The organism is Serratia sp. DFXYC6, from assembly GCF_057196085.1.
Window position 1 is genome coordinate 934,800 of sequence record NZ_JBXUNV010000001.1, and the last position, 25,491, is coordinate 960,290.

At 58.4% G+C, this 25,491-nt stretch carries 24 protein-coding genes; 1 reads left to right on the plus strand and 23 read right to left on the minus strand.

The window, feature by feature from the left end; translation table 11 throughout:
* Positions 1-492 precede the first annotated feature (492 nt).
* The 23 genes from AC2CGQ_RS04590 to AC2CGQ_RS04700 form a co-directional block, all read right to left on the minus strand.
* Positions 493-1,017 carry a DUF4225 domain-containing protein gene (locus AC2CGQ_RS04590; RefSeq protein WP_021504107.1) on the minus strand — a complete coding sequence of 175 codons (525 nt, stop codon included), beginning with the start codon at positions 1,015-1,017 and terminating at the stop codon, positions 493-495.
* A gap of 62 nt (positions 1,018-1,079) precedes the next feature.
* Positions 1,080-1,430 carry a T6SS amidase immunity protein Tai4 family protein gene (locus tag AC2CGQ_RS04595; RefSeq protein WP_484593714.1) on the minus strand — a complete coding sequence of 117 codons (351 nt, stop codon included), beginning with the start codon at positions 1,428-1,430 and terminating at the stop codon, positions 1,080-1,082.
* Positions 1,431-1,442: 12 nt separating this feature from the next.
* Entirely contained in the window at positions 1,443-1,901 is a 459-nt protein-coding gene (locus tag AC2CGQ_RS04600) for a T6SS amidase immunity protein Tai4 family protein (protein ID WP_031299756.1), read from the minus strand.
* 159 nt (positions 1,902-2,060) lie between these two features.
* Positions 2,061-2,420 carry a T6SS amidase immunity protein Tai4 family protein gene (locus AC2CGQ_RS04605; protein ID WP_033643555.1) on the minus strand — a complete coding sequence of 120 codons (360 nt, stop codon included), beginning with the start codon at positions 2,418-2,420 and terminating at the stop codon, positions 2,061-2,063.
* Positions 2,417-2,902 (minus strand): type VI secretion system amidase effector protein Tae4, encoded by a 486-nt coding sequence (locus AC2CGQ_RS04610; RefSeq protein WP_071796739.1) that lies wholly within the window; start codon positions 2,900-2,902, stop codon positions 2,417-2,419. The genes AC2CGQ_RS04605 and AC2CGQ_RS04610 overlap by 4 nt, the downstream gene beginning before the upstream one ends.
* Positions 2,903-2,960: 58 nt before the next feature.
* Complete coding sequence (locus tag AC2CGQ_RS04615) at positions 2,961-3,443, minus strand: Hcp family type VI secretion system effector (RefSeq protein ID WP_004934962.1); 483 nt, start codon at positions 3,441-3,443, stop codon at positions 2,961-2,963.
* A 304-nt stretch (positions 3,444-3,747) separates the two neighbouring features.
* Complete coding sequence (tssC, locus tag AC2CGQ_RS04620; RefSeq protein ID WP_004934958.1) at positions 3,748-5,253, minus strand: type VI secretion system contractile sheath large subunit; 1,506 nt, start codon at positions 5,251-5,253, stop codon at positions 3,748-3,750.
* A gap of 3 nt (positions 5,254-5,256) precedes the next feature.
* Positions 5,257-5,793, minus strand: a complete 537-nt coding sequence (gene tssB / locus AC2CGQ_RS04625; RefSeq protein ID WP_015378282.1) for a type VI secretion system contractile sheath small subunit — start codon at positions 5,791-5,793, stop codon at positions 5,257-5,259.
* Positions 5,794-5,915: 122 nt separating this feature from the next.
* A complete protein-coding gene (tssA, locus tag AC2CGQ_RS04630) occupies positions 5,916-6,947 on the minus strand; it encodes a type VI secretion system protein TssA (protein ID WP_166445207.1) in 1,032 nt (343 codons plus the stop codon).
* Positions 6,948-6,970: 23 nt separating this feature from the next.
* Positions 6,971-7,690, minus strand: coding sequence for a type VI secretion system-associated protein TagF (gene tagF, locus AC2CGQ_RS04635; RefSeq protein ID WP_004934950.1), 720 nt, complete (start codon positions 7,688-7,690; stop codon positions 6,971-6,973).
* 18 nt (positions 7,691-7,708) lie between these two features.
* Positions 7,709-11,344 (minus strand): type VI secretion system membrane subunit TssM, encoded by a 3,636-nt coding sequence (gene tssM, locus AC2CGQ_RS04640; RefSeq protein WP_015378280.1) that lies wholly within the window; start codon positions 11,342-11,344, stop codon positions 7,709-7,711.
* The gene (locus AC2CGQ_RS04645; protein ID WP_004934945.1) at positions 11,344-12,546 is read right to left on the minus strand and encodes a DotU family type VI secretion system protein; all 1,203 of its coding nucleotides are present in this window, start codon (positions 12,544-12,546) and stop codon (positions 11,344-11,346) included. Before AC2CGQ_RS04645 ends, tssM begins: the two co-directional genes overlap by 1 nt.
* A gap of 21 nt (positions 12,547-12,567) precedes the next feature.
* Complete coding sequence (gene tssK, locus AC2CGQ_RS04650) at positions 12,568-13,914, minus strand: type VI secretion system baseplate subunit TssK (RefSeq protein WP_484593498.1); 1,347 nt, start codon at positions 13,912-13,914, stop codon at positions 12,568-12,570.
* A 40-nt stretch (positions 13,915-13,954) separates the two neighbouring features.
* On the minus strand, positions 13,955-14,485 hold the full coding sequence (tssJ, locus tag AC2CGQ_RS04655; protein WP_015378277.1) for a type VI secretion system lipoprotein TssJ: 531 nt from the start codon (positions 14,483-14,485) through the stop codon (positions 13,955-13,957).
* A gap of 29 nt (positions 14,486-14,514) precedes the next feature.
* Entirely contained in the window at positions 14,515-15,015 is a 501-nt protein-coding gene (tagV, locus tag AC2CGQ_RS04660) for a type VI secretion system accessory protein TagV (RefSeq protein WP_033632731.1), read from the minus strand.
* A 48-nt stretch (positions 15,016-15,063) separates the two neighbouring features.
* A complete protein-coding gene (locus AC2CGQ_RS04665) occupies positions 15,064-15,456 on the minus strand; it encodes a DUF4150 domain-containing protein (RefSeq protein ID WP_004934933.1) in 393 nt (130 codons plus the stop codon).
* Between the two features lie 15 nt (positions 15,457-15,471).
* Positions 15,472-16,107 (minus strand): DUF3540 domain-containing protein, encoded by a 636-nt coding sequence (locus tag AC2CGQ_RS04670; RefSeq protein ID WP_015378275.1) that lies wholly within the window; start codon positions 16,105-16,107, stop codon positions 15,472-15,474.
* A 30-nt stretch (positions 16,108-16,137) separates the two neighbouring features.
* The gene (locus AC2CGQ_RS04675) at positions 16,138-17,205 is read right to left on the minus strand and encodes a pentapeptide repeat-containing protein (RefSeq protein ID WP_075684511.1); all 1,068 of its coding nucleotides are present in this window, start codon (positions 17,203-17,205) and stop codon (positions 16,138-16,140) included.
* Entirely contained in the window at positions 17,202-19,754 is a 2,553-nt protein-coding gene (locus tag AC2CGQ_RS04680) for a DUF2169 family type VI secretion system accessory protein (protein WP_166445205.1), read from the minus strand. The genes AC2CGQ_RS04675 and AC2CGQ_RS04680 overlap by 4 nt, the downstream gene beginning before the upstream one ends.
* 171 nt (positions 19,755-19,925) lie before the next feature.
* On the minus strand, positions 19,926-20,426 hold the full coding sequence (locus AC2CGQ_RS04685) for a hypothetical protein (protein ID WP_015378272.1): 501 nt from the start codon (positions 20,424-20,426) through the stop codon (positions 19,926-19,928).
* A gap of 101 nt (positions 20,427-20,527) precedes the next feature.
* On the minus strand, positions 20,528-20,917 hold the full coding sequence (locus tag AC2CGQ_RS04690) for a DUF3592 domain-containing protein (protein ID WP_004934914.1): 390 nt from the start codon (positions 20,915-20,917) through the stop codon (positions 20,528-20,530).
* Between the two features lie 10 nt (positions 20,918-20,927).
* On the minus strand, positions 20,928-23,267 hold the full coding sequence (locus tag AC2CGQ_RS04695; RefSeq protein WP_015378271.1) for a type VI secretion system Vgr family protein: 2,340 nt from the start codon (positions 23,265-23,267) through the stop codon (positions 20,928-20,930).
* Between the two features lie 513 nt (positions 23,268-23,780).
* Positions 23,781-24,713 (minus strand): LysR family transcriptional regulator, encoded by a 933-nt coding sequence (locus AC2CGQ_RS04700; RefSeq protein WP_015378270.1) that lies wholly within the window; start codon positions 24,711-24,713, stop codon positions 23,781-23,783.
* 97 nt (positions 24,714-24,810) lie between these two features.
* Here AC2CGQ_RS04700 and pcp point away from each other — a divergent pair, with 97 nt between their 5' ends.
* Positions 24,811-25,458 (plus strand): pyroglutamyl-peptidase I, encoded by a 648-nt coding sequence (gene pcp, locus AC2CGQ_RS04705; protein ID WP_484593499.1) that lies wholly within the window; start codon positions 24,811-24,813, stop codon positions 25,456-25,458.
* The last annotated feature ends 33 nt before the right edge of the window (positions 25,459-25,491 follow it).

The following is a 25,491-nucleotide window of genomic DNA, read 5'->3' on the forward strand; positions in this document are numbered from 1 at the left end:
TGGAACTCGATAACTGGATGAGTTTGACTTAATTTCTTTCCTAAGAGAGATCTTTGAATGTGAGTGACTAATTTTTTGGGTTAACGCATTATATGGTCGAAAACTTCAATATAATAACGTGAGGCTGTATATGTCAGGTGATGTCATTGCTATTATTCGCATTATTCTTAGCCTTTCTTTTGTAATAGAGATTAGTTGGTAATTGAGACAGGTAAGTAAGGGCGAATATAATACTGGTGTACCACACCTCATCATAGTCTTGAAATTTTATATTGAGCATTGGATCCAGTATCTCAGAACCATAGTTAAACACTAAACCCTGGATGATGCTTGCAAATAAATTCACTATGGTAGCCATCACAAAAAGAGAATAGGATTTTTTATTGTTGGTTTTTTGTTTTAGGTGATAAAGCCCGACAAATACTAAGACTGACAGGAAAAAGTATAAAAACACAAATGAGTAAGAGTAGGTGGAAAGCGTGACGTCATCGATCACTGTTTTGTTTCCTCGTAGTGGTATGCCTCTCTTATACTGCCAATCTTATCTTTTCTGAAAAGTAAATAATAGCCACTTTCGTAAACATTATTTGCTCCTTGAGCCATTAACGGTACGCCAACGCCCCCGCAGGCCATGCCTGCAGAAAGTGCACAGGTTCCGATTCCGGCAAATATCTGAGAGCCGCCGCTGACAAAACCAACTTGTTTCATCACCAGGTTTGAAAATCTTTCTCTTTTTTCTTTTTTTATTGCGACAAAGAGCTTGGCTTTACCTGTATTAATGTTGAATTCTTGTTGTTTGAGGTTGTTGATTTCCTCTTCAATTATACTGATTGCTCCAGAGTAGGATGTGCAGTGTATACTGATATCCCTTTGTGCAAACTGAATAAGTTGGTCTATTTCCAGTGAGAAATTAGCTCTTGATTCGTTGGTGTATAGATACTGTCGTGAAAACGTTCTTGATAGTTTTTTGAGTTCATCGACAGATCTATCCAGATCTGCTTTTGTTTTGTATTGCATCAGGATTCCTTTCCTATTTTTCTAAACTAACATTTATTATATGTAAGGATGCGTATTTATTATCAGTTGTCGTCTTTCCCTTGGTACTTCTTGATGATGGCTTGTAACGCTTGGCTATGTACAAGATCAATGTACTTGGCCATCGTCATCGGCTCCCCAGACATGCTGTCATAGGGCTTTGCCAGAAATTCTTTTGCCAGCGCCCTGACGGCGGTATGCGCCTCCAGAGAATAATCGCCGAACTCCATGTAACCCCGAGCGGCGGCGGCATCGTTTTTGACTTCTTTGGCTGAGTACCCCTCGGCGATACAAACGCTAAGCGCGTAGTTTTTGAGGTACTCGGCAGGGGAATAGTCAATTTCTGTCGCTGCATTGACGTTCAACGTTGCGGCGATGGCCACAGTCAGTGAGATTTTTTTCACTGATTATTTCCGAGGAGGATTTTCATTTACTCTGTCCGGATTGTCTTTCACCCAATTATCATTAGGGCGCTGTACATAATCTTTCGCAAGTTTATCAAGCTCTTCACTATGGTACATATCCATGCACTTCATTAAGTCTAAGCGGCTTTTCCCATCCTTAGCATTGTAATTCTTTTGCAAATACTGCTTTGTCAGCTTGATGATAGGGGATTCTTCATCACGAATTGCATAGTATGACCAAGCATCGATACCATTCGATGAGGCAATTGCATCTTTGCTAGCCTCTGGTGATGTCTTATAAGCGACGGAAATGCAGTAGGTTAGAGCAATATCCTTGTAGTTTTGCAAATAGCTTCTGTATGCCGCTTGCGGCGGCCAATTTTCAATCGACTCTTCTTGATTTTTCTGCGCTATAGCACAAGTGGCATATAGACAAAAAAAGGAGATAAGGATTTTTTTCATCTCAACACTCCAAAATCCGTATGGTTTGTGCAGAGTAATACATAACCAGCGCATGAGTATCTCAATGCTTGATGGCGAATACCCAGTGAAAATAATTAATAAAACTCTAATTTTCTTAAGTTGATGGTTTTATAAAATTGCAACTTACAATATTAATTATTAATTAGAGTAACGTTCGAAGATGGCTTTAGCCTCACTGGAACTCTGCAGCGAAAGGCAATCTAAAGTATGATAACTTCCTTTAACTGAGCCTTGACTATTTTTATTTGCGTACTGTTCAGCCAGTTTTTCGCCTTGTTCGAATGCATCCATGGGGAGTTTACTGAATTCTAAATAGGCGGAAGCGGAACGGAAGGCATCTTGCTTGGTTTTTTCTGAGTCAGTAGATTTCCCAATACAGCGGCTAATCAGCCAATTTTCATAAATTTCGCTTTGAGGTAAGTTTTCTATTTTTATATCTTCCGCCAGCAACATAGGAGAAACGAGAAGAAGAGCAAGGGCGATGTGGGTAGTCTTCATTTTAATATCCAAAGTGATGCTACTTCAGGAACAAAAGATCCATTCTCAGGATCCCCCATGAAATGACAAGAGTCAGAGCAAATGTCACCGTTCCATAATGTGACATGTCCTCTGGCATTTCGCCAGCCATTTCCTTGTATAACCATTATCCCTTTTTTACCTGAGAATTTAGCTGGGGTAGGGGATTTCACCGTGATATCAGGCTTGCCGAAGTTCTTTTCTAAAAAGAGAATCATATCGTTAACACGATAAAGATACCATTTTTTATCTTTACCAGACACAGTCGCATAACCGGAGTTAGAGGGAATTGGTATGCCTGTATAGTTGAGTACATAACTCATTCGTATAGGACAAGCATTTTCAAAAATACCGTTTTCAATATTGCTTTCTACTTTTCCACCAATCAATGCACCCACTTTTTTTACATTGATATTGACTTCAGAAAAACGAATCCATGCGGGTCCAAATAGAGGTTTTTTCATCCTGACTCTCCATTGTATCCATGTTATGAACCCCCGGCCGTAGCCGGGGGCAGACAAATTAAGCTTCGCGGTTTTCCTTGATGTTCCAACCTGCGCTGCTTTCGGCGCCTTTGCCGCCTTTGTCGCTCTGCTCCCAGTACTGCTGTTTCACTTTCGCCGCCTGGAAGGAGTAGGTGACGCCCACGGTGTCTTCGCCGCCTGCACCGGTGTACTGCACGGCGGTGACCAGCACGTCTTCCAGAGTGATTTTTGCGTATTCAACCTGGGTGCCGCCCGCCTTGCAAACCGACAGCTCAATCTTGGTCAGGTGTTTGCCGCTTGAGCAGTGTTTCAGCAAGGCCGGGGTTGACTTGTCGATCAGCGCGTTGACGTGCAGATCGTTGAAGCACACTTTACCGGCGCCACCGCCGCCGCCAACGCCCATATTGCCCGGTTGAGAAGCGCCCCAGGAGAAAGAAGTAATGTCGGTCCAGCCTTTGTGATTCGAATCTTTGGATTCGCCGCTGGCACCTTCAACTTTCAGGAACATATCAATAGCCATAGTTTCTTCACTCTTTATTAAGGGTTAACAGTAGTATTAACGTTACGTTGAAAAACTCAGGTAATAGCAGCAGGAATTGCAAGTGTGGTAATGCATTACCAATTTATATCCTTGTGCCATGCACCTTCTTAAATACCGAAAACTATCGGTACGGGTTACCGAGCCACTATTAAGTGCTAATGGCTCAATGCTTAATTATTTCGCGTTATCTTGGTTCCACATGCGATCCGGGTTTTCTGCGATAGGCTGACGATGAGGTTGATACATCAGCCAGGCCGCGCGATCGCGGCCTGACTTCAGTCCATCAGGACGCGTCGTTTTGTTTCAGCGAAGGCAGCTTCGACACCAGGCGCAGGGAGACGGTCAGGCCTTCCAGCTGGTAGTGCGGGCGCAGGAAGAACTTGGCGCTGTAATAGCCCGGGTTGTCTTCAATCTCTTCCACCTGCACTTCCGCCGCGGCCAGCGGTTTGCGCGACTTGGTTTCCTGCGAGGAGTTGGCCGGATCGCCGTCCACGTAGTTCATGATCCAGTCGTTCAGCCAGCGCTCCATATCGTCGCGCTCGCGGAAGGAGCCAATTTTGTCGCGCACGATGCACTTCAGGTAATGCGCAAAGCGGCAGCAGGCGAACAGGTACGGCAGGCGCGCAGAAAGCTGGGCGTTGGCGGAGGCGTCGGCGTCGTAGTATTCCGCCGGCTTCTGCAGCGACTGCGCGCCGATAAAGGCGGCGAAGTCGGAGTTTTTGCGGTGCACCAGCGGCATAAAGCCGTTCTTGGCCAGCTCGGCTTCGCGGCGATCGCTGATGGCGATCTCGGTCGGGCACTTCATGTCCACGCCGCCGTCGTCGCTCGGGAAAGTGTGGCACGGCAGGTTTTCCACCGCGCCGCCGGATTCCACCCCGCGAATGGCGGTGCACCAGCCGAACTCTTTGAACGAACGGTTGATGTTGGCGGCCATGGCGTAGGCGGCGTTGGTCCAGGTGTAGTTGCCGTGGGTCGCGCCGTCGGTATCTTCTTCGAAGTCAAACTCGTCCACCGGGTTGGTGCGGATGCCATACGGCAGGCGCGCCAGGAAGCGCGGCATCACCAGGCCCAGGTAGCGCGCGTCTTCCGATTCGCGCAGGCTGCGCCAGGCGGCGTACTCGGTGTTCTGGAAAATCTTGGTCAGATCGCGCGGGTTGGAGAGCTCCTGCCAGGACTCCATCTGCATCACGCTTGGCGCGGTGCCGGCGATGAACGGGCAGTGCGAGGCGGCGCCGATCTTGGCCATTTCGCCCAGCAGCTCCACGTCCTGCGGGCTGTGATCGAAGTAGTAGTCGCCCACCAGGCAGCCGAACGGCTCGCCGCCGAACTGGCCATACTCTTCTTCGTAGATTTTCTTGAAGATCGGGCTCTGATCCCAGCCCACGCCTTTATAACGCTTCAGCGTGCGGCCCAACTCCTGCTTGGAAATGCTCATGAAACGGATCTTCAGCATCTCGTCGGTTTCAGAGTTGTTGACCAGGTAGTGCAGGCCGTGCCACGCGCCTTCCAGCTTCTGGAAATCGTCGTGGTGAATGATCTGGTTGATCTGCTGCGACAGCTTTTCGTCGATTTCCGCGATCAGCGCCTGGATGGTGCGGTAGGCGTCGGAAGAAACGGTGACGGTATTTTCCAGCGCCTGCTGCGCCAGCGTTTTCACCGCGTTCTCGACCGCTTCTTTGGCCTGATCGGTCTTCGGCCGGAACTCTTTGTTCAACAGCGCGCTGAACTCATCGCTGGAAAAAGTCTCGGTGGTTTGCAACGCATTCTGTTGCTGAGGCGAGTTGCTCATCGATTAATCCTCACGCTCGTTGTTGTCATCGTTAACCGCCGGCTTCGGCGCGTCGGTCAGGGATTTCAGCAGCGCCGGGTTTTGCAGGATCTTGGAGATCAGCTCCTCGGCGCCGTTTTTACCGTCCATGTAGGACAGCAGGTTGGAAAGCTGGGTGCGGGCGTCCAGCAGATTGTCCAGCGCGTCGACCTTGCGGGCGATAGCGGCGGGGGAGAAGTCTTCCATGCTTTCGAAGGTCAGATCGATGTTCAGCTTGCCTTCGCCGGTCAGGGTATTGTCAACCTGATAAGCGACGCGCGGCTTCAGCGATTTCATGCGCTCGTCGAAGTTGTCGACGTCGATTTCCATGAACTTGCGCTCCTCCACGCTGGCTTGCGGATCGACCGCTTTCCCCACCAGATCCGCCATCACGCCCATCACGAACGGCAGCTGGATTTTGCGCTCTGCGCCATAAATTTCGACATCGTATTCAATCTGTACGCGCGGCGCGCGGTTGCGGGCGATGAATTTCTGCCCGCTGCGGGATTTCGAGTTTGACATGATTTACTCCATCTAATGGCGATTGGGAACGCGCCTCGTCCGGCTGGGAGAGTCAGGTTCTGATTCGGGTCTGCGCAGGGGCAGACGGTATCGGGTGTCGTCAAGAGAACAAAAGTCGGCGGCTAGCTGTTCTCCTCGTGGTCGGGGCGACCGAGAATGGTCTCCAGTTGGTTAAGCCCATCGGGCGCCAAATCGCGGACGATTTGCATAAAGTCCAGCGTAATCAGTCGCTGGACCCGATCGATCATCAGCGGCGCCGGGTGGCTTGGCTCATGAAGACGAAAATAGTTTTTCACCTTGTCCAGCATCAGCTGAGCGTCGTCGCGCGACTGGATCTGCGCGCTGCGCCAGTTGAGTGGGGCAGAGGCGCTCTGCACGGCGGCCGGTGGCTGCTCAGCGGCGGTGTCCTGTGTGGCGTCCGCTTCGGTGGCGGCCGGGGCCTCGCTCTGGCCGGCGAGCGCCACCAACGAAAAGACCTTGGTCAGCGCGCTCATTTCCGGCAGCGCGCTTTCACCCAGATGGCGGGTCACTTCGCTGCGTATGGCGGCCAGGGTGTTGGCGATGTGCATCACCAGCGCGCCTTCGGGGCGATCCTGTTGCGCCAGCTCATCCTGCAGCCGTGCGCGGCCGCCGGGAAAGTTGGGGCACTCTTGCTTGCTGCCGTCGAGCAGGGCGCCGGCATCGCGCAACGAGATTTCACCGGCGGCGCTTTTCAGCAGCGGCGCGGCGCGCACGCTGGCGGCCAGCGCGGCCTTGTCGCCAAGGTCGGCCAGCGCGTTGATGCGAAACAGCGGGTCGGCCTCGCCGTCGAACTCCAGCGGCGGCTGCAGGGCATCCCAGTAGCGGAGTATCGCCTGGTGGATCAGCGTCAGCCCGTCGGCATAGCCCGGCAATCCGCGCAGCTGGGTCCAGGCGCGGGTGAGATACAGCATGACGCGCAGGTCTTTGGTGCGCGCCAGCAGCGAGCTTGCGAGACGCTCGACCTGCACCCAATCCGGCGCTTCTTCCGGAATGATGGTGCTGCCGAATTGCTGTTCGGCTTTGCCGGTGGCGGCGCGCGCCATGGCCAGAAAGTCAGCGTCGTATTCCAGGTTGTCGCCGCAGGGCGTGTCCGCGTCAACCGGGGCCAGCAGGGTATCGGTGTCGATAGCCATAAAATTTCCTTCAACGAGCGATGTTAATCAAACATTTGCGGGTACTGGCCGCCGCGGCCGGGGCGCGCCCAGCCGTTGGGCTCGAACAGCAGTGAAAACAGCTGCACGGTGAGGTTGCCGCTGTGCACGTGGGTGTAGAGCGGGTGTCCGTCGGCCTGATTGGTCCACCAGAAGCTGGTGTACTGCGCCGGATCGAAACAGTCGGCGGCCTGTTGCCAGCCGAGGCCCGGTACGTCCGGATGCTGGAACCCGATAATCGACAATATCTCGGAGTCCGCTTCCGCCGGCGGGCTGGGCAGCGCCGGGATCGCCTGCAGCGTGCGGTCGATCTGTTCGGCGGAGAAGCCGTTGCGCACGCCGTTCAGCAGGGTATGGCCGAGCTGTTGGTACCAGCTCGCCGCCATGTTCAGCTGTTGCGGGCGCCAATCCTGTTGGCTGAACAGGCGCAGCGCGCAGATGGGGTAACGCCGCCCGACGCGGTCGCGCGCCGGCAACAGGCAGCCCATCTGCACGTACTGGCTGCCGAGCGTGGCGGGGATCACGAAGTTCCACACCGGCGCGTTGCTGAACGGGTGATCGTTTGGCCCCTGCGCATCGCGCTGCAAATTCACCAGCCCGTTATGGAACCAGTGGGCCCAGTTGTTGATCACCGGGTCAGGCAAACGGCGTTGCAGGAAGTCACCGGCGGAAGGAAGTTTGCCGTACCAGCCGATGCTCGTCGGGGCGCTTGAATCAGTGCTCATGGTCATGTCCTTTCGGGGCTACGGGCACGAGAAGGCCGGCAGTTGGAACGGATTGCGAATGCTGTTGGGCGTGAACTCCAGCGTGACGCGGTGGCCGTCGAGATTGAACGTCGCCTGACGGCCGAGGCCGCCGGTGCCCGAAGACTGCGCCATATCCACCAGGCGGTTCAGCGCCCACGGCCCGCTGGTCACCAGGCTGGCGGTGGTGCCGTTGGCCAGCGCCAGCTGCAGATGCACCTGGTTGGTATTGCGGGTGCCCGGCCAGCTGACCACCAGCGGCACCTGCGGACCGTGGCTGTATTTGAACAGCTGCCCGTCGATATCCAGCGTCAGGTTGAGGATGTCGTTATCCATCCGCACCGGCCGCACGGTCACGCGGTACGAGGGCGTCGCGGTACCGTTGGCGAAGAAGGCGTCGCGGATGCGCTGCGCCTGCTGGAACGAACGCAGGATGCCTTCGCCGCCGGGCAGCGTCTTGCCGTCCACGCCGGGGGTAAAGCGCCAGTTGGCGCGGGTAGTGTCGACCTTGCCCTGCAGGTTGTCGCGGAAGAAGCTGTCCATCAGCCCGCTGTTCGGCGCGAACATGCGCGCCAAATCGTCCGGCGTCACTTCCTGGCGCGCCCGGGCCACCAGCGGATAACGCCCGGCAATCGCCTGGCGACAGAAGCTGCCGACCTCGAAGCTGATGCGTTTTTTCACGTTCTCCATCTCTTTGCGCTGGGTGTCGCTGCTGGCGCCGATCGCCAGCGACAGCAGCATCTGTTTGAACGGCACCGGCAAGCGGCCGGACTCGGCCTGCAGGCGCGGGATGATGTCGCTCGGCGGCGCCGACATGCCGCTGTTGGCCGCGCCTTGCACCGCCGTCAGGTAGCTGTACAGCTCATCGACCTGTTTCAGCACGCTGTCGAAAGGGATCGCCTTATTGCCTTCGCCCTGGCTTTGCGCCAGCTCCAGCAGCGGCGCGAAGTGCGCCATCACCAGCTGTTCCGGCTGGGCCGACACGTCGCCGTCGGCGTTGGCCGGCCGGTTGGTGAACAGCGCCTCCAGCGTGCGGTTGGCGTTTTGATTCAGCCTGTCTTCGGTTTTGGCCAGCAGCGAGCGGGAATCGGCATCGCTTTTCTCGTCGCGCAGGGTAACGTTTTTGCTGACGTTGACCAGCAGGTTGCGCATCGGCGACGGGTTGCCTGACAGCAGGCGCGCGCTGCTGATGCGTTGGGTCAGGTTGCCGATGTTGGCCAGTTGGATATCCCCCAGCAGCTCATCCCAGGCGCTGATGAAATCCTGCATGTACAGCTGGCGGATGGTCTTGGTCAAATCGGCGCTCTTCTGCTCCGGCGTCTGGCTGTTCAACACCCAGACGTCTTCCTTGCGCAGGGTATCGGTCACCGGATCGATGTTGTCGTTGAACGCTTTCCAGTACCCTTGCGAGGTGAACAGGCCCGGCACGCCGTCGGTGACCGGTTTGCCGCTTTTGCGGCTGAACGCCAGCTCGGTCTGCGGGCCGGCCAAATCGACCAGGCTGACCGGCTTGATGTCGGTCTGTTTCAGCAGCAAGCGCTTGAGGCGGCCATAGACGCGCTGCGACAGCGGCGCCCGATTGATGGCGGCCTGCGCCTGCGCCACCAGCTGTTCATCTTTGGCGTAGGGCGAGGCCTGGATCTGCGCATCCAGCAGTTGGCTCAGGTGCCATTCGATCTGCTGCAGCTGTTTTTGGGTGCTGCCCTGCGGCAGGTTGCGCTGCAGGTTGAGCATCACCCAGGCGCGCAGGAATTTGCCGTCGTACTGCTTCGGCAGATACAGCATCTGGTAGGCCTTCAAAGCTTCATAGCTGAAGTCCGCGTCGCCGTGGTTATCGTTGCGCAGCGTGGTGGCGATCTGTTGCGCCACCTGCGGCAGCAGCAGCTCTTTCAGCGCTTTTTGATACAGGGCATTGCCGGCGTCACCGACCTGATCGCCGCGGAACAGCCCCATACGGTAAGTGAACGGCGGATCGTCCAGCGAAAAGTTCTGGCTGTCCGGCAGGTGCAGCAGGCTGTTGAGGAACGGCAGCAGCGAGAACATGTCGCCGTTGCCCACCTGCGTCAGGTTTTGCCCCTGGCGCTCGACGCCGGGCACCTTGGCGGCCACTTCCGCCAGGTAGGCCTTGTTGTTGCCGTAGCTGGTGAACCAGAGCATCGCCAGCACCGCCAGGACCACCGCCAGCGCGATGTAACCCGCCCAGTGCAGGGCGCGGTTGCGGTATTCCCACCAGCGGTTGCTGCCCGCCAGCCCAGACTCCTGGAAGATCACCGATTCCAGCGTCTCTTTCAGGAAGAAGCTCTGGCCCTTGGCCGCCGGGATCGGCGTTTCCTGGCCCACGCTGTCCCAGGCCGCGTTGGCCTGCGCCCCTGAGTTGGCCGTCGGCAGCTGCAGGTAGCGGTTCAGTTCGCCCATCACCCGGTCGAACGGCAGCCCCTCTTGGGTGCCGCTGGTGAAATAGATGCCGCGCGGGGTAAAGCGGGTTTCAAAACTGGAGGTGGCGAACACCTGTTCCAGATAGTGGCCGAGCAGCGGGCGCAGCGCGGCGAATTCCTGCGGGAACAGATAGCTTTCGGCGCGTTGGCGCGCGTCGTGCTCCATCAGCAGCGTATCCGGCAGCGCCGCATCCAGCCGTTGTTGCAGCAGGGCATATTGCTGTTCGAAGGCGGCGTTCAGGTTGAAGTCCGGCTGCCGCGAGCGTTCGTAAGGGAAGGTGAATCCCCAGATCTGGTCGCGCTGCGCTTTGTCGAAGCTGCCGAAATAGGCCATAAAGCCGTTGAGCAGGTCGGTTTTGGTCACCAGCACATAGACCGGGAAGTGAATGCCCAGCTGTTCGTGCAGTTCGATCAGGCGTTTGCGCAGCGCGCTGGCCTGGGCGGCGCGCGCTTCGGCGCTGTCGCTCAGCAGATCGGCGACGCTGATGGTGACCATCACGCCGTTGATTGGCTGGCGGGTGCGATATTTTTTCAGCAGCGCGACGAAGCTTTGCCATTCGCCGGCGTCTTCTTCGCGCTGGCTTTCCTGGGTGGTGTAGCGGCCGGCGGTGTCGAGCAACACGGCGTCGTTGGTAAACCACCAGTCGCAGTTGCGGGTGCCGCCCACGCCGCGCAGCGCGGATTTGCCGAAGCGATCCGCGAGCGGGAAGTGCAGGCCGGAATTGACCAGCGCGGTGGTCTTGCCGGCGCCGGGCGCGCCGATGATCACATACCACGGCAGTTGGTACAGGTATTGGCGGCTAAAGCGGGTCATCCAGCGGTGTTTGCCGTCGCCCTGGCCCGGGGCGAAGCGCGCCTTTTTCAGCAGCTGCGCCGCTTCGTCGAAGCGCTGCGCCAGCTGATCGTCTTGTTTAACCTCGGGCTTGCCGTCTTCCGCCGGCACCGTTTCGGCGGCGCGCAGGTTGCTCAGCAGGCGGCTGTTGAACCAGGCGCTGTAGAGGCGCGGGATCAGGCGGCACAGGAACCAGATCAGGTAGATGACGCCAATGGCGATCTGGCGGTTGAGTTCCGGCTCCAGCGGGCGATAGTCGCCGATGGCCACCAGCGGGCCGATCATCCAGATGATGAACGCCAGCGCGGTAATGCCGACAAAGCCCCACAGCAGGCGGCTGGTGATGATGGAGAATAACGTACTGAGCATTACTTTCCGGTTCCTTGCGGCAAGCCGTTGATTTCCGCCTGGGTGTTTTCCGGGGCGACCAACAGCGTAATTTCTACCCGGCGGTTCAACGCGCGGTTCACTTTGTTATCGTTCGGCGCGACGGGGTTGCTCTCGCCGCGGCCCTCGGCCTTGACCCGCTGCGGGTTGGCGAGGTGTTTTTGCAAGCGGGCGCTGACCGCTTCGGCGCGCGCCAGCGACAGCTCCCAGTTGGAGGCGAAACGGGCGCTGCGGATCGGCAGGTTGTCGCTGTAGCCGGTGACCAGGATCTTGCCGCTGACGCCGTTCATGGCGGCGGCGATGCGGTCGATGACCGGGATATAGTTGGCGCGCACCGTGGTGGCGGCGGAGTCGAACAGCCCGTCGCCTTTTAGGATCACCACGCTTTGCTGCGCTTCGTCGCGCACCACCACCAGCCCTTCGGCGATCTCTTTGCGCAGGAAGCTTTTCAGGCTCAGCGTCGGCGGCGCGGCCGGCGCCGGGTTACCGATCGCCACCTGCGGCAGATTGGTTTGGTAAATCGCCGCCAGCACCGGGCTGGTGTTGTCGCCCAGCCGCCAGTTGAGGGCGATGAACAGCAGCGAAGCCAGGAAGCCGGTCAGCGCCACGCAGGCCCACAGCGGCACCAGCGGGCGCCACAGTTTTTGCTGTACCGGCAGATCCAACGCATGAGGCGACAGGGGAGGGGCGTAGCCGCCGCGCACCGTCCGGATCAGCTGCAGCAAGCGCTGTTTCATGGTTTCCAGCTGAGAACGGCCGTTTTCCATCACCCGATAGCGGCCTTCAAAGCCCAGCAGCAGGCAATAATTGATCAGTTCCAGCAGGTTGATGTGCTCACGCGGACTCTGCGACAGCTTGGCCAGCAGCTGGAAAAACTTTTCGCCGCCCCAGGTTTCGTTATGGAAGGTCACCAGCAGCCCGCTGCCGGACCACACGCTGTTGCTGCCCCACGGGGTCAGCGCCGCCGCTTCATCCAGCGCGGTGCACAGGCAATAACGCGCGCCGATGATCACTTCGTACGGCAGATTGGCGCGTTGGCCGCGGATCTCGAAGCGGCGCATTTCGTCGATCAGCTGTTGGCGCAGCTGCGCCGGGTTGGCGTGCGTGGCCGACTGGCGGATCTGCGAAATGGCGTTCAGCAGCGGGTTGGCGGCGTCCACCAGCGGATTGGCCGCCGGCGCCATGCTATTTTCCTGAGTCATAGGTTACCGGTCCGTATGGCTGCGAATCGCCCAAAATTCCATGTCCAGCCCCGGGAATTCGCCGGCCAGGTGCAGGGCGAAGGCGCTGGATTTTTCCATCTGTCTCCACAGGTCGCCGCCTTTTTCCAGCTCGAAATAGGTATAGCCGGCGTGATAAGGGATCTGGCGCGGCGCGACGGGCATGGTGCGCAGACCGATGCCCGGCAGCTGCAGCTGCACCAGATCGCGGATGCGCGTGACCGGGGCGATCTTCATTTGCGCCGGGAAGTGGGTCAGCAACACCTCGGCGGCCACGTCGGCGCGCACTGCCAAGACGAAACCGAAGTCGCGCATCATTTTGGTGTCCTGCACGGTGGCGACGTTCAACCCGTGGGATCGTTCGACCAGCGTCAGCTGAATGGCGTTGTCTTCCAGCACCACTGACAATCCTTGACGCAGCAACAGCATCAGCTTACCGAAGCACAGCGCCAGGTTGTCGTGGTCGTACACCGGCAGGCGGCCTTCCGGGGTGCGCTGCGCCGAGAAGCCGGCGAGTTCGGTGGCGAACTGCAGCCAATCGGCGAACAGGCGCTCCGGGTGCAGATGGTCGAGGTGGTAGGCATGGCTCACCTGACCGAGATGGCGGTTGATCAGCTGCAGCAGCATGAAATCGACCATTTCGGAACTGCCGCCGCGGCCCGGCTGCAGCAGGCGTTGACTCATCTGCTGGCTGCGCTGTTGCAGCAGGCCCTGCAGATCGTTGATGAAGGTCTTCAGTACCGGGTTGCTCTGACAGTTCAGCATCGGCGGGATTTGCGCCGTATCGAGACGCAGGCTGTTGTCGCCGCGCTTTTCCAGCACGCGGGTGACGCCGAGCGCCGTCCATTCGGCGTTCAGCTCGCTCTCCAGCATCAGCCGCAGGCGCAGGCGGCCGAACTGCAGCGCCGCGCTGCCCACCGAGACGGCGTTGAGATCGTCGACTTCGTTCTCGTAGGCCAGATAGCGCGCCAGCGCTTCCGGGCTTTCCTGAAAGATCACGTCTTCACGCCCTGCGCGGTAAGTCGGCAGGGCCAGCACCACGTTTTCACCGGTCTTGTTTTCGGCGATGCTCAGCGGCGCGGGCGCCTGCTGGGCACCGGCAAAGCGAAACGGCGTGCCGTCCGGCATGATGCCGCTGGCGGCGTTGAGCGCAATCTTGCCCTGGCGCAGCAGCGTTTGGTCCAGATCCAGGGTCAGGAACCCCCAGAAACAGCCGCTGTGGGCCTGGCCCCAGTTGCGCATATAGCCTTCGAGATAGTTTTCCGCCTGCTGGAAATGGTGAGGGCGTAAAAACATCCCCTCTGTCCAGACAACCTTATGAGCATCTTTCATCATCACACCTATAGTTACTTCGCTTCAGCGCAGCGGTAGATCAGTCGACCTTTTTTACGGGGCGCAGGCCATTCACGCCCGCGACGATATGCGCTTCCAGCTCATCCGGCGAGAATTGCCATACCTTGTAGAAATTGGTTTCGGTGGGCTCCGGCAGCGGCAGCGAAATGCGCCAGGCCTTGCCGTCCAGGTTTTGATACTCGGCGATCACGCCGATGTAACGTGCGTCCAATGCGCTTTGCCCGCCGAGCGTCTTGCCGGTCTGGCCCGGCGTCAGGAAGAACTGATCGCTGTCCAGCAGGCTATTGCCGAGCACGCTTTTGGCGTCGTTTTGCAGACTGAAGAAGTCGGCATCCATGAATTCCGCATCCGAACGCAGCAGCAGCACGCGAATTTTTATCGGCGCCGGTTGCGCGCCGGCGGCGGCGTTGACCTGGCGATCGGCATCGAACACCAGGCTGTAGCGCGACGGCACGCTTTTGGCGGAAGACATGCAACCGCCGAGCGCCAACGCGCCCAGCAGCAGAAATAGCATCCCGCACCAGCGGGAAGCGATAGGGGTCGTCATCATGGGAATCTCGTCGCCCGCAGGCGTACTGACTACTGGAGGATCCAGGTGGCTGAGCCGGCGTTTTTACACGCCTTGCTGTCGCCGCCGACTTTGACGCAGTCCTGTTTGGCGGCGCGCGCGCGGCGCGGCAGATCTTTGCGCAGCGTTGATTTGTAGCGCGCTTCCGGCACGCCGGCGTTGGCCTGGATATAACCCACCAGGTCGCCGCCACGAATGGCGGAGATCGCCAGCCAGTTGTTTTCCACTTCGCCCAGCGCGTAGAACGCGGCGGCGTTGTCCAGGCTGCCGACGGCGGTGCCGGTATAATCGGGGCTGCTCATGATGCTGGCGGCGTACAGGCTGCGGTATTCCTCACCGATCGGCTTGAACTGTTTCGGCGCGCTCACCGCGGCGCGGTGCTTTAGCGTGACGCCATTGACTTCACTGCTGACGATGGCGTCGTTATTGAGCGCCGGCGGCGGTGGCGGCGGGGTGGAGCAACCGGCAAGCGTCAGGGCGGTCAGCAGCGTCAGGGTAATCCGTGTTTTCACAATGTCCTCTTTTTCTTGATTGAATGGCTGTGTAATAAGGCGCCGTCATCAGGGCGCAAGCAGCAACACTTTTAATTGGCTCGGCACGATGCGCATGCCGAGCGCGTTGGTGGAATTCTGCAGGCTGAGGCTGGTCAACCGGGTGGCCGGGGTGCCTTTGAGCAGCACGGTAAAGGCGCCGGTCAGGTGGCGGGACGGCCCCATCACCGTGCCGGAAGCGACGCCGGTGGCCACGCCGGGGTTGTCGCCGTTGGTCAGGGGCGTCACCGTCGCCATGTTGTGTGCCGGGGTGCCGACGAACAGAATGTTGAACGCATTCGGGATGGCGGTCGGCGCCAGGGCGATATCCGGGTAAGGCACGGGCACCGGCGCCGGGCTTGGCGTCAGACAGACGTCGGGAAACGCCAGGTCCACGCCGATCATTTGGCTGTTGGCAAACATAAAGGCCTCCGCAGGTTATCCGACGTGGATTTGTTCCGAATCCAGCTTGGTGATGTCTTTCGAGGTAATCAGCGTGTTGCGCGCATGAATGCGGGCGTAATCTTCCGCCTGGTAATCCAGCTGCCCGGCGCGCACGTGCTCGGTCTGGCGCACTTTGCGGAACAGCGAATGGCTGATCTGGCTGACCGAATGCCACAGCGACTCGCAGCGTTTGCCGACCAGGCGGCTGAGGCTGACGAAGGCCGACAGCTCTTCGCCGCTGTATTTCATCTTGTCGACGTGGCAGTCGCCGCTGTTCGCTTGCAACGTCATGGCGTCGCCGCTCAGGTTCAGCGCCTGCGCGCCGTGCAGCGACAGAGAGCCGTTCGGCGTTTCAATGTGCAGATCGCCTGCGACGCAGAGCCGCGCCGCGCTTTGCGGCTCTGCGCGCTCAAGGACGGCGATCGCCCACAGCTGATGGCCGCAGCCGGCGACCAGCACGTTATCGCCGAGGGCCGGCGTCAGCAGGCAGCTCGCCGCCCGGCGGCAATGCCAGCCGCGGCCTTCGCACTCCACCACCAGGCTGCCGTCCGGCAACAGGTTGACGACCTGGCCGGCGGCCTGCTGGGGCGGTGCGATGTTGACGGCGCGAGTTGTGTTGGCAACGCTCATGGTGATCCCCTCGTGAAGTGGTCAATGCATTCAGATTCGGCTCTGGCGCTGTGCGCTCCAGGTTTCGGCGGCGTACAGTTCTTCGTCGCGCTCGAGGATCCCGCTGCGATCGCCCCAGCGCGTTTGCTGCTGGTGGGCGCGGTGCATGCGGGTGCGCATAAAACGCGCGCGCCGGAAATCGGCGGCGCCGATGTCGGCGTAACAGAAGTCGGCGTAGGTCAGGTCGCTGTCGCTGAAATCACAGCGCGCCGCGCGGCTGCGCTGGAACACGCATTGATACAGGCGCGCCTGGCTAAAGTTGGCGGCGTCCAGCGTCGCTTCGCTGAAGATCGCCTGATCGAACTGCCCGTTGCGGCACTGCGCGTGGGTCAGATTGGCCTCCAGCCACAGTGACTGCTGCGCTTGCACGCCCGTCAGGTTGGCGCGCAGCAGCGAAGCGCCCTTGAAGTTGCTTTGACGCAATGTCGCCTGGCTGAAATCGACGTCGTCCAGTTGGTTATCGGTAAACTGGCAGGCGATGAGACGCTGCCCGGCGTAACTTTTGCCGCGATGATCACATTCGAAAAACGTGACGCGGTCGAAATCAACCCCTTCAAACCTAGTTTCACATAGATTTAATCGAAATAACGTGACAAGTGACAGCCTCGTATGGCTTAAATCTGCGCCGTCGAGCGGGCTTTCGTAAAAGGTGGTGCGATCGTGCTGAGTGGCGGAAAAATTCGCGCCGGCCAATTGGCATGACATCCAGTGGCTTTGGTTGAGCGACAGCCGGCTAAAGTCGCTCTGTTCAAGCCGGCAGTCGTTGAACATCGTCAGTTCGATATGGCTCTCGCTGAAGCGGCCGCCCGCCATGGCGCACTGATTGAAGGCCGTTTGCTTCAGGTTCGCCCGCGCAAATTGAGCGTGTTCGAGCCGACAATCGCTGAAGACGCTGTCGCGCAGATCGCAATCGGAGAAGTTCACGCCGTTCAGGTTCAGTTCGTTGAACATGCCGCCGGCCAAATCCATACCGGCGAATGACAGGCCGTGCAAATCCTCACCGGCAATCAGCTCGCCGCGTTTCACGCGCTGGCGTATCTGCTCAGGTTTTGACGTCATACTTCCTTCCCGTTGTGGCGAGGCAAGGTTTTCACCCTGGCGGTATAGGCACCGTCGAGCCGGGTCGCCTGATCCACTTGCGACTGCGACAAATCGGCCCGGAACAGATTGGTGCCCTGCAGGTCGGCGCCTGACAGCACGCATTTTTGCAGGATCGCCGCGATGAAATTGGCGTCGCGCAGGTTGGCCTTGGACAGATCGCAGCGAATGAACAGGCTGCCGCTGCCGTTGGCCTGACGGAAATCGGCCTCGTTCAGCCGGGCTTCCGACAGGTCGCAGTTGTCGAGGCGCGCACGGCTGAAATTAGCCCGCTGCAACGGCATCTGGCGCAAATTGCACTGGTTCAGCGTCGCGTCGCTGAAATCCGCCTGCGGCAACAGCGTCTTTGCCGCGAAGGCGCAGGCGGTGAGGCGTGCGGCGCGGAAGCTGAGGCTTTGCGTCTCGGTATCAACCCAGGCGCAGCTCTCTAGCCGCGCCCGATCGAAGTTCACCGCCAGCAGCCGGCATTTGACGAAGCTGACTTTGTCGAGCCGGGCGTGGCTGAATGTCAGCTGCTCCAGTTGCAGCTCCATCAGCGTAATGTTGGCCAGCGTGGCGCGGTTGAAGTCACACTGCCCGAGCAGGGTTTCGTACCCCAGCAAGTCGCGTAACGACGCCATAGTGAAATCGCAGCGTTGAAACAACGTTTGCTGGATGTTGGTTTCGTGCAACTGCGCGCCGCCGAAATCCGTCGCTTCACATTTCGCCAGGGCTAAGGAGGCGTGGCTCAAATCGGCCTGCTGTAAGACGGCGCCGCTGAGATCGGCGCGCGCCAACATCGCCTCGCGAAGATCGCAACCCACCAATTGGGTTTGGCGCAGATTGGCGTTTTCCAGCAAAGCGCCGCGCAAGTTAGCCTGGCAGAGATCCATGCCGGACAGATCGGCGCCGGTGAGATCCAGGCCGCTGAGATCCTTATCGCGCAGCATGGCGGCGGCGACGCGTTGGCGAATGATTTGCGCCAGATCGCCACGCAGGCGCAGTGCAGGGCTTTGCGCCTGTGCCGACATTAAATACATTTGGTGCAGCGCGCGTTCGCTTTCCCCACGCTGTTTATCGCTAAATGCGTCAGGATGCCGGCGTGCCTCCTGGAACAGCAGATCGCGTTGCTGCTGGTAGCTTTCCGCACCGGATGGCGGCACGTGATCCCCACCGGGATTGAGCGGATCGATACCCTCGGCTTGCGTCAGCTTGAGCATGTCCTGATACTGCGCCTCGGCCTGGCTTTCCAGACGCTCGACGAATTCGGCGAGCTGGTCCAGCTTCGGCGGCGCCTCTTGCGACGGGTGCGGGAAAAGTTCATCAATGTCTTGCCCCTCGCGCAGCAGACGCTGGCGATGCTCTTCGCGTTGCTGGTGCTCGTAGGCGGCGATATTTTCCGCCATCGGGCTTTGCTGCGTCGGCGTTTCCGTATCCAGCCAGGCGCCGATGCACGCCTCCGGCAGCAACTCTTGCTCACGAAAAGCGTGCAGAGCACCCCGTTCTTTATCCAGCCGCTGGGCCAATACCTGCCGATAATGCGCGGTGGAGCGGGGCTCGCCTTCGGTTTCCAGGGCCGGCATCAGCTGCATCACGTCGGCCGCATCGTCTTCATTGATGCGCGTGCTGCCCTGATAAATCAGCAGCATCTGTTCCCGATGGGGGAAGAACCAGACGGTGGTGTGGCGCATCGCGATCTCTTCGAAATGCGTTTCGCCGCCGCGCAGCCGGTTGATGAAGCAGCGTGCGCGCCACGGCGGCAAATGCCCTTGCTGCACCGGGTCTGAAGGGTGCATGTTCCAAATCCGATAGGCGGCCCGGGGCGGCAAGCTGTCGCGTTGAGGAAACTGCTGATCGCTTTCCGCCATGTTGAACAGGCGCCAGTCGATATCGTTGGCGAAGCCGGGAAAGCCGTTTTTCAACCAGTCGGCGTCGTAGTTTTTGCCGATGCGGGAGAAGCGGCGCGGCCAGGTGATATCCAACGCGTCAAAGCTTGCCGGTTGCGCGCTTTGCCGAGAAGACGCAAGGCGCCCCTGCAGGGGTTCAACATTGGGTAGACGATGGATGCGGCCTTGCGGAAATGTTTCTGGGGTGGCGCCGATGCCGTGCGGATTATCGGCGAACTGTGCGCCGCCGTAAGCCCGGCGCCAGTCCAGACGCATTTCTGAAAAAGGGAGGGGAGTAGAGGGACGATCGTTGATCCAATGGCGATCGCCGAAAACCACCAGCGTTTTTTCCAGCGAATCAAGCTGGATCTTCACGGCGCAAGCGGTTTTGTCTTGTTGATGATGGGTGTAGGCATTGCCGGTGGCGAGAAACTCCGCGCAGGCTTTTGGGATAGCCAAATCGAGCACGCCGCCGCTCAACGTGAGTTCGTCGGCGGCCAACTGCCACAACTCCGGTTCGGGACGCAGGCGCGGGGCTGCCCCCATGTCGGCCAAGGCCAAAACGGAAACGCCCAGATGGTTTTGCCCTTGCCAAGAGAAGGGACGATGAAGCGCGCTGAGGCGCAGAGGTTTTACGACTTTCATTGTGTGTGTAAAGCTTCCTGTGGATATCAGCCGGCAGCCAGGCTGCTTGCTCAAAAACAATCCGTTTTTCGGTTTAATAGATATCAGGCTATGTCACAACAGATGAAGAAAACGATGCGGCGTTCAGAGCCGATCGCCAATGCGGGGAGCGCCCCGCTTCGAAATGGATGATCAAGAGGACAGTGCGTTGTCCTTTCCGCTTATTCCACGAGCCAGCAGCACGGCGGCCACGGACAACGCCGCGGCGATCGCCTTGGCGATCAATTGGCCGGCGCTCTCCAGGTGATAGGGCGCAAAGAAGCCGATGTCATTGGTGCCCAGGATCAGCAGCGCGGCGAGCGCCGCAAAACAGGGCAGCTCTATCGCCAGCGCCAGTCTGCCGGTGGGCGCCGCACCCAGGTAACTCATCAAAAAGCCGGGAAAAATCAGCAATCCGATCAGTTCTGCGGGGGCATTTACCGCAGACATCACCTGCTGGTTGTATTTCAGGAGCGCCAGCATCAGCGCGACAAAGATCAGCAGCCGCACAGGCAACGTGGCCGCTCGGTTGGCCGACAAAAAGGTTTTGCCGATCGCAGCGAGCAATACGCAGCCAACCAGGATGCCAAAGAAGGTAAACAGGACTTGTCCCCAGAGGCTGTCCTGCGTCGAAAAGGCAATGAACGTGCCCATCGTGACACTTCCTTATGCAAGGTGATTTCGCGAACTGATGAACGGTAAGCCGTTTACGGAACGTTGAAATCGGATCGCGTGATTGAAGGGATGCTTTTCGCTCAAAGCCGGGAAAGCTCTTCGATCACCGCTTTTTTGGGATTCTTCGGATCGTACTTTATCGCGATGAAATGGCCCGGCTGATAACGCGGCAGATCCACGACGCTGATCGGGCCTTTCGCCACGGCCGTATGGTTTTTCCCATCTTGGGCGATGTACTTGACTTCGACTTCGCAGACCGGCCGATTCCCGTCCCACAGGTTGGTCTGGCGAATGCTGACGATTTGCCCTGAGGCGGAAATACCGTTCTCCATCACGCTGAGGGAAGAACCGATATGTTTGAAATAACCCCAGATATCGACCGTGATGAATTTGAAAAAGCCCACCAGGCTGAGAATGGGAGCCAATAAAATCAAACCGATAACGGTGAAAACATTTTTGGCCTTCGACATGGGAGTCCCTTTACAAGAAGATCGCCAGCGCCTTGGTGCTCAATCGTAAGGCACCGTTGGTCACCAGCGCGCCAAGCTGCGTGAACGTCATGGGATCATTACTGAGCTTGAAATTGGTTTTGCTGATCGACAGCGGGTTGTGCGAGATATCCAGCATCGTGTGTTTCAGGCTGGCTCCTGTCAACGCAAGATTTGAACCGTAAAAGGCGAAGTTGGCTCCGGTCGCCACCCATTTCAAGCCGTGGCAGTTATCTTTCCAGCTCGGAGTTTGCACCGATACGCCGTCCGCGCTGGTGATATTGATCGTTTTCGCCTTGATGGTCAGCGTGCCGGTGATCGTGGTGCTCTGATCGTTTTTGTAGGTCTCGGTGACATCCCCGGTTACGGTGGCGGTTTGGCCGCCGCCTTTAATCGTCAATTCCTGCCCGCCGGCGGTGATGGTGGTGTGCTGCCCGCCGGAGGTGATGTTGACCGTCTGCCCTTGCTTGATGGTGCTGGTCTGTTGCCCCTCGGTAATGTCGAGGGTCTGGTTGCCTTTCACCGTGACATGCTGGGTTTGCGTAATGTTTTGCGTCTGCGCGCCGTCGAGCTTGAAGGACTGATTGCCGGTGATGTCGATTTTATCGCCGCCGTCGATAATCGTCAGGTCGCGGCCGCCTTTGATGTTCACCGTCTGGTGAGCGTTCAGGTTGGCGGTTTCCAGCCCATTGACCGTTGTGGTGCGTTTCGCTTTGTACAGGAACGTGGCGTCGCCGGTGACGGTGTCGTCCTGCTGGCGACCGATGGTGGTGGTGCGACTGCCGTCAATATTGACGTTCTTGTCGTTCTCCACCGTCATGTTCATGTTGCGTTCGGCGTGCATGTCGAAAGATTCGTTGCCGGGCGAGTCTTCCAGGAACAGGAAGCTGGCGTTGTCGACGCCGCCGCCTTTGCTGCGGCTCATAAAGCCCATTTTGGTGGCGTCGCCGGGCAGATCCCACGGTGGCATGCTGTCTTCGTTGTAAACGCGGCCGGTGATGATGGGGCGATCCGGATCGCCGTTGATAAAGTCGACCACCACTTCCTCACCGACGCGCGGGATCTGGATCCCGCCGTATTTCCAGCCGGCCCAGGCGCTGGAGACGCGCACCCAGCAGGAGCTGGTTTCGTTGCCGCTGCCGTGGCGATCCCAACGGAATTTGAGTTTCACCCGGCCATATTTATCGGTCCAGATGCTTTCGCCTTCCGGGCCCACCACTTCGGCAGTTTGCGGGCCATGGGTTTTCGGCCAGGGCGTGGTGCGCGCCGGGCGCCAATTGATATCCGCCGGAACGACCTGAAATTCGGTTCGCTGTTCGCCGACATCGTTATCGTTGCTGGTGTAGCTGTTCTCCTGCATGAAGTAATGTGCGCTGACCACCAGGTAGGTGCGGTTGTCTTCCATACGCGGCGCCTGGGTCAGTTGAAAACGATAGCCGGGCGCAATGCCCTGCGAATTGCCTTCGCCGCTCATCTGCTCATGCTGCGCTTCGAACTCCTGTTGGCGAACCTTGACGTAAAACTGGCCATGGGCGTGATCGGTATAACGGCCGGGCCAGTCGAACACCTCGGCTTTGTCCTGCGCGAATGAGGCGGGATTTTGCCGGGCCTCCAGCAACCGCGCGCGCGGCTTGCGAAAATCGTAGTCATCCAGGCTATACAGGCTGGGCGTGATGGCGTCAGAAACGCTCCAGCTGTTGATGCTGTCTTTGTTTTCCACCAGGCCGCCTTCCGCGAGCTGATAGGGAATGCTGGCGTAGCCGGCGAGTTCCTGATGGGCCGCCGGCGCGTCAGCCAGCACCAGCGTATGGCCGTCTTGCTGGTGCGTGAAATAATAATAGATGCCTTCGTGTTCCATCAGGCGGCTGATGAAATCGAAATCGCTCTCCTGGTACTGCACGCAGTACCCCCAGATGCGGTAGTCGTAACTCAGGCGGTTATCGATCTTCACCTGATACTGCCCCAGCACCTGAGTCAGGATGTCGGGAACGGTCTGTTCCTGGTAGATGCGAAAATCGCGGTTTTGCGTCAGATACCACAGCGTGGGGCGCAGCACGGCGCGGTAGATATAGTAACGGTTGCCGCCGGCTTCTCGTCCGGAGAGGGTCATGCGCGTGATATTGCCGTTGAGATAACGCGGCGCCAACGGATTGCCCCGCAGTTCCAGCGTGATTTTTTGTCCCAGCAGCGCTTTCAGATCGAGCCGATTGTCGGGGCTGAGCAGCTCGACGTCGAATTCGAACAGGCCGGCCAGTTTTTCCTCACCGGAAAGGCTTCTGAACAACAGCTGATTGGCGGGCAAAGGCGTGTGCGCAATGATAAGGCGATCCATACTATATCCCCGGTTTAGGCATAGCTACCGCACGAGATTTGACGCGCGATCCCGATGGCGTATCTGTCACGAATTGAGACAGGGGCTGACGAAAGATTTAACAAAGTTTACACAAAGGCACGATTTGTGCAGTCTACAATAGAGCTCTGCATTTGCAAAATAGCCTTGTGGATCAATGCTCAATTCGTTAACTCGCTCACGATCTGGTTTTTTATTATCTAAAACATATAGATACGCGCAGATCTTTTTTTATCCCAAATTATTGGTCAAATGGTAATACCAAATAATAAATCTGTAACACTTAAGTCAACGTGTTTATAAAACAACTCTTTTTTTCCGTGAAAAAAGTCACTGAGTATTTTTTATCCTTACCATTCGTTAGTTAAAGATGATCAAATATATAAATTTACCGAATGTTAATTCGGATGATTCCTATTTGGCCGGCGTGAAAAGCCCGCGGTGCGGGCCTCCGACGGTGAGTCTGAATGGTTGATAAAGCAGCAATTGATGCGGTTAGCGCGGAAGGGGATCGAGGGAAAGTCGGCTTATCAGGTCACAGAGCCAGATTAAGGCCGGGTCGCGTTGCGCCTGTCGGCCGGCGATCAGCTCAATGGGGAAAGGCGCGATGGCCAACTCCTTAGGCAGCGGGAGAATGCGTACGCGTTGCGGATCGGAAAAACGCCGGGCCACGCTGGCGGCCAGGGTGGCGATCAGATCGCTGTCGGCGACCACCGCCGGCAGGGCGACGATGTGCGAAAAGGTCACGGCAACGCGCCGTTGACCGCCAATTTCCGCCAGACGCCGGTCGACCAACCCTCTGGCAGAGCCGTCGTCTGCCGGTGCGTACAGCCCATGCGGCAGGCTGAGGTAGCGCGCCAGATCCCAGCGGCCATCCGCCAGCTGTGGGTGTGAACGGCTGGCGATACACACCAGATGTTCTTCAAACAACGTGCGCACATAGTGGCTTTCCGCACCGGAAAGGTGCCCTCCCAGCGCGATATCCACCTCGCCGCGATCCAGTTGCCGGTAAATATTGTGGCGATCCAGGCGCGAAACGCGAATATCGATGCCGGGTGCCGCCTGACGCAAACGGCTGATGATGGCGGGCAGCAGCAAGATATCCGCATAGTCGCCGGCGGCCAGCGTAAAACGCCGCTGCCCGGCGGTGGCCGGATCGAAACGGGCCGGCGGGGCCAACGCCAAATGGATTTGCTCAAGCACCCGCTGTATCTGTGGCATAAGTTGGTGGGCGCGCGGCGTGGGCGCCATGCCGCCGCCGCTGCGGACAAACAGCGGATCGTTGAGCAGAATGCGCAGCCGCGCCAATGCATTGCTGACGGAAGGTTGCGCGCGGTTAAGACGCCGGCCTGCGGCGGTGACGTTGCGCGTCTGATACAGCGCTTCAAACACCACCAGTAAATTGAGATCGACGTTGGCTAAATTCATTTTATGAATACTCTATATACAGATAATCCATTTCCAGAATCTTACAGCGTTCCCTAGGCTGGTAGCACACGAATGTAGCCTTCAATCAGGGGAAATGATGAACAAAGTGTTAATCACCGGCATTGAGCCGTTCGAGGGTGACGCGGTGAACCCTTCCTGGCAGGTCGCGCAGGCATTGGCCGGAGAGCGTATCGCCGGCGCGGAGATTGTGGTGCTCGAGCTACCTTGCGTATTGGGCGTAGCCAATCAGCGGTTGATCGCGGCGATTGAGGCATTGCAGCCGCTGGCGGTGATTTGTCTGGGGCTGGCCGGCGGCCGGGCCGAGATATCCCTGGAACGGGTGGCCATCAATCTGATCGATGCCCGCATTCCCGACAATGCCGGTAAACAGCCGATTGACGTGCCGGTGGTTGCCGGCGGGCCGGTGGGCTATTTCAGTACGCTGCCCGTCAAGGCCGCGGTGCAGCAACTGCGCCGGCAGGGGATCCCCGCGGCGGTCTCTTATACGGCGGGCACCTACAACTGCAACCACATTTTTTATGGTCTGCGTCACTATCTGGAGATGCAGCATTCGCGGGCCAGAGGCGGGTTCGTGCATATTCCGTACAGCCATGAACTGGCGGCAGCGCACCCGGGCAAGCCGAGCATGGCACTGGCGACGATGGTGGAAGCGGTGCGCACTGTCGTTCAGGTGACGCTGACGGTAGAGGAAGATGTGCGATTCGGCGACGGCGCCGTACATTAAAAGCAGGGCGCGGCGTACCACGCCCTGCTACGG